At 41.3% G+C, this 4679-nt stretch carries 4 protein-coding genes; all 4 read right to left on the bottom strand.

Going from position 1 to position 4679, the window contains the following annotated elements:
- Positions 1-440, bottom strand: a 440-nt coding sequence (gene cobA / locus ACEW8U_RS19280; protein ID WP_373523692.1) for a uroporphyrinogen-III C-methyltransferase, incomplete at its 3' end; no start/stop codon positions are given.
- Positions 437-2539 (bottom strand): HEPN domain-containing protein, encoded by a 2103-nt coding sequence (locus ACEW8U_RS19275; protein WP_373523691.1) that lies wholly within the window; start codon positions 2537-2539, stop codon positions 437-439. The genes ACEW8U_RS19275 and cobA, both read right to left, overlap by 4 nt.
- A gap of 197 nt (positions 2540-2736) precedes the next feature.
- Positions 2737-3990 (bottom strand): sulfate adenylyltransferase subunit 1, encoded by a 1254-nt coding sequence (locus ACEW8U_RS19270; protein ID WP_373523690.1) that lies wholly within the window; start codon positions 3988-3990, stop codon positions 2737-2739.
- A gap of 229 nt (positions 3991-4219) precedes the next feature.
- Positions 4220-4679 (bottom strand): sulfate adenylyltransferase subunit CysD (gene cysD / locus ACEW8U_RS19265; protein ID WP_373523689.1); only part of this gene is annotated, 460 nt, incomplete at its 5' end.

Raw genomic sequence — 4679 nt, 5'->3', positions numbered from 1 at the left:
ATTACCCAAAAACTTTCGGAAATCCCTCGTTTGGTCACTGGAATTCCGACTGCTCCCGGGACAGCAATAGCTGATGTAATTCCAGGAACCACTTCGGTGGGTATTCCAAAGGCTTCAATATAATCTATCTCCTCAGCACCTCTGCCAAATACAAATGGATCACCGCCTTTAAGCCTTACCACATGCCCATGTTTGAGGGCATTTTCCACACACAGCCTATTGGTCTCATCCTGTGGGCAACTGTGTTTTCCAACTCTTTTACCCACAAATATTTTGATGGCTTGAGCAGGTGCATGCTTGAGCAATGTTTTGTCAATCAGCGCGTCATATAGGACAACATCTGCTTTGTTCAATGCCAAAACTGCCTTCAAAGTAATCAATTCCGGATCACCCGGTCCTGCACCCACTAGGGTAACTTTTGGTTTTACTTTCTGTATCATGCCGTTACCTCCTTTTCTCTATAAGCACTGATTGCCTCAAACACCTCAGCAGCATCCTCATAATATTGTCTTGCAAAAATCTCGGTCGGTTCATTATTTTGGATTTGATAGGTGACTTCAGCAAAGGTTTTCCTTAATTCAATCTTATTGGTTGCGGTGAAGGTTTCATCAAATAGAGTGATAATATTAGCATAGGAATTTGTGCTTTTGCCCTCACTCAAAAGGATTGCTTTTGCTGCATTGACCATTCCTGCATAGGTATGATATATGCAATCTGACCATCTTTTTTCTTTGAATGCTTCTTCTGAGAGTTCCAATTTTTCTCTGGCTTCCAACAATAAGGTAGCGACCAAATCAATCACTACACCTGCACATTCACCAACTCCCACAGCCACTTTATAGGCATCCTCATTTCCCCAATCTACCTGATCTTGTTCAGTTAAAGTTTCTGTTTCTGTAAGAACTTTAAGGATATCATAGAAATATATCTGCCCTTTTCGGTCATAATAGTCTAAGAAACTCTCTCCACTTTCTCCAAAATCCTCAAAGTCATTGATCAGAATCCTTAATGCATCTGGACCTCTTTTACTTGGAATCTTGATAACTTTGTCCGAGAATCTTCCATTACCATTTCCGAGGGTACCTCCTCCCAATAATACCTGAAGCGCAGGGAATACAGTCTTGCCAACTTTCATCGACATTCCTTGAAAACCAATATGGGCCATGTTATGCTGCCCACAGGCATTCATGCAGCCGGAGATCTTGATGGTCAAGTCTTTGTTTTTAAGGTACTGTGGATATTCTGCCAAAATGACTTTTTCCAGTTCCTTGGCAATTCCTGTACTGCTTGCAATCCCAAGATTACAGGTATCCGTTCCCGGACAGGCAGTGATGTCTGCAAAACTATCGTAACCAGCATCAGCCAAGCCTATTCCCTTCAATTGCTGATAGAAAAACGGTACTGCCCCTACCTGCACATCTCGAATAAGGATGTTTTGTCTCAAAGTAAAGCGTACCTCATTTCCTGCATATTTACTCACCAAATCTGCCAATTGTCTGGCCTGATCTGTATAAAAATCCCCCAAGTGAACTTTTACGCCAACGGATACAAATCCATCCTGTTTTTGGGGAAGGACATTTGTCAGTTTCCATTGCTCAAAGTTCAAATCCAAAGGCTCCTCAAGTAAAGGGTATTTAGGCTGGGAAAGCACTTTGGATTCTTCATAAGTTTGTGCGTCAATGGGATATTTTTTGTACGGCAAAGCATTTCTTTCTTCTTTGACTAGATTCAGAAATGTTTCAAGACCTAACTCATTGATCAAAAACTTCATCCTGGCTTTCAACCTTCTGGAACGTTCGCCATGTCTGTCAAAGACTCTCAATACACCTTCAATAAATGGTATCAAATCATCAGTTGGCAAAAACTCGGTAATCAAGTCAGCATGTCTTGGTTGTGAACCCAAACCACCACCCAATAGGATTTTAAATCCACGGATTTCCTTTCCATCTTCTGTTTTTAATTGTGGAATAAATCCCAAGTCATGCAAATAAGCCAATGCCGTATCTTCTTCTGAGGCAGAGAAAGCCATTTTAAATTTTCTCCCCATTTCTTGACAAACCGGGTTTCTTAAAAAATACTTGAAAACTGCATCTGCATAAGGAGTCACGTCAAATGGCTCTTTGGGATCCACACCGGCGGTTTCGGATGCGGTCACATTTCTTACCGTATTTCCGCAAGCTTCTCTTAAGGTCACATCGTTTTTTTCCAATTCTGCCCAAAGTGCCGGTGTCTCATCCAAACTGACATAATGGATCTGAATATCCTGTCGGGTGGTAATGTGTAGCCTTCCTGTTGAAAATCTATCCGAAACATCGGAAATACGCTTCAACTGTTCCCCTGTGGCTTTCCCATAAGGTAATTTGATACGGATCATCTGTACGCCAGGCTGCCTTTGACCATACACCCCACGGGCAAGCCGGAGGCTACGAAATTTTTCCTCATCTATTTTACCTTCTCTGAAAAGTGTGATTTTTCTTTCCAGCTCAAGGATGTCCTTTTCCACAATGGGATTTTCGATTTCAGTTCTGAAGCTTTGCATTTTTTTGTTTTAGATTTGAGAGGTGAGATTTGAGATTTTAGACATAAGTCGCAAGACCTAAGACAAAAAAGTAGATACCTTTTTTATCTCTCATTCTCAATTTTTTTATCTTTCTCCATTCAATTTTAACCTCTTATTTATACTTTTTATGACTGCCCACTTTGGTGGTAATACTTGGTACATAGTACTTGGTACTTTCAATCAATAAACCCAACACTCACGGTATCATAGCTTCCCTCATCAATGAGGATAAAGCTTCCGTTGAATTTATTTTGGGTATAACTATCAAAGTGAATAGGCTTACTTAACCGTAAATTCACTTTTCCAATGTCATTCAGTCTCAGTTGCTGCGCAGGTTCTTCTCCTGAGAAGTCTGTGTGGATGAGGAATTCGATGCTGTCAACTTTTGCCAGAACCCGGTTAACGCCGTGTTGTAGTGTAAATTTGTCACCAACTCTCAAAGGTTTGCTATTGACCTGGCAGATGGTAGCTGCAATTTGCTTTTCAGATTTGGGAAGCTCATTGGATTTGACCAACATATCCCCGCGGCTGATATTTACCTCATCCTCCAGTGTGATGGTCAAAGATGAGTCAGGGGTAGCAACCTCATATTCCTGATCGAATAAACTGATGGATTTGATTTTGGATTGAGTTAGGGAGGGCAATACTGTCACCTCATCGCCCACTTTCAGATTTCCTCCATATAGCATCCCCGAAAACCCCCTGAAGTCATGAAATGCTTCGGTTTTAGGACGGATGACATACTGAACCGGGAAGCGGGCAACAGAACTTTCCTGTAAGTCCTCAGTTTCCAAAACCTCCAAATGATCCAATAAAGTGTTGCCCACAAACCAAGGCATCAATTCGGATTGCCTGGCAATATTTTCGCCCTTCAAAGCTGAAATGGGAATAAAAGTAATTTGTTCATTATTGAAATTACTTTTCTCGACAAGGGCTTCAAAATCAGTTTTTATTTTAAGATATACATCTTCATCATATCCCACCAAATCCATTTTATTGATCGCTACCACCACATGGCTGATGCGCAGCAGGTTACTGATAAAGAAATGTCTGTATGTCTGCTCAATAACACCTTTTCGTGCATCAATCAAAATGATGGCCACTTGCGATGTGGAAGCTCCGGTAACCATGTTACGGGTATATTCCACATGGCCGGGGGTATCAGCAATGACGAAATTTGTTTTTGCCGTATTGAAGTAAATATGTGCTACATCAATGGTAATGCCCTGTTCCCTTTCTGCAACAAGGCCATCAGTAGCCAAAGAAAAATCTAGGTAATCAAAGCCACGCTGACGGCTGGTTTTTTCTATTGCCTCCAACTTGTCAGTAGTCAGTGACTTGGTGTCATATAGCAACCTTCCAATGAGGGTACTTTTACCATCATCCACCGAACCTGCTGTGGCTATTTTTATGAGTTTTTTACTTTCCATTTAATTAGATGTGAGACGTGAGACATAAGACGTGAGACTTGGTCTTTTCATCACTTTTAGCTGATATTTTAATGCTACAAAGGCACGAAGACTTAATGGGTTTTTATTCATTTTATTTCTAAGACTCTAAAGGGCAGTCTGAAGACTGGAAGGTTTCTGGTCCAAGACTGAAGTCTTGAATCATCTCTTTACCTGTCTTGAATCTAGTGTCTTGAGTCTTGAGTCTTCTTTAAAAATACCCAACCTTCTTCCTTTTCTCCATGGCTGCTTCCGACCTTTTGTCGTCGATTCTGGCACCTCTTTCTGAGATGGTTGAATCTCTGATTTCTGAGACTACTGCATCGAGGGTTTCAGCTTCTGAAAGTACCGCTGCGGTACAGGTCATATCGCCTACTGTTCTGAACCTGACCATTTTTTCAAACACCTCCTCACTATTTTCCCTGAAAACATGTTCATTGGCGGTCCAGATCAATCCGTCACGGAAGAAGACCTCTCTCTTGTGTGCAAAGTATATGGAAGGTATTTCGATATTTTCTGTTTTGATATACTCCCAAACATCAAGCTCTGTCCAGTTGGATATTGGGAAAACACGGACATTCTGACCTTGATGAATTTTGCCATTCAACATGTCAAAAAGCTCAGGACGCTGGTTTTTTTCATCCCATTGGCCAAAGTCATCTCGAACGGAA

Source organism: Aquiflexum sp., assembly GCF_041751335.1.
In the GTDB taxonomy this organism is placed as follows: domain Bacteria; phylum Bacteroidota; class Bacteroidia; order Cytophagales; family Cyclobacteriaceae; genus Aquiflexum.
This window is presented reverse-complemented; position numbering and strand designations above follow the sequence as displayed.

Bases quoted from the DNA above. Each gene is read 5' to 3' on its own strand.
- ACEW8U_RS19275 (WP_373523691.1), bottom strand. From the start codon at position 2,539: ATGCAAAGCTTCAGAACTGAAATCGAAAATCCCATTGTGGAAAAGGAC.
- ACEW8U_RS19270 (WP_373523690.1), bottom strand. From the start codon at position 3,990: ATGGAAAGTAAAAAACTCATAAAAATAGCCACAGCAGGTTCGGTGGAT.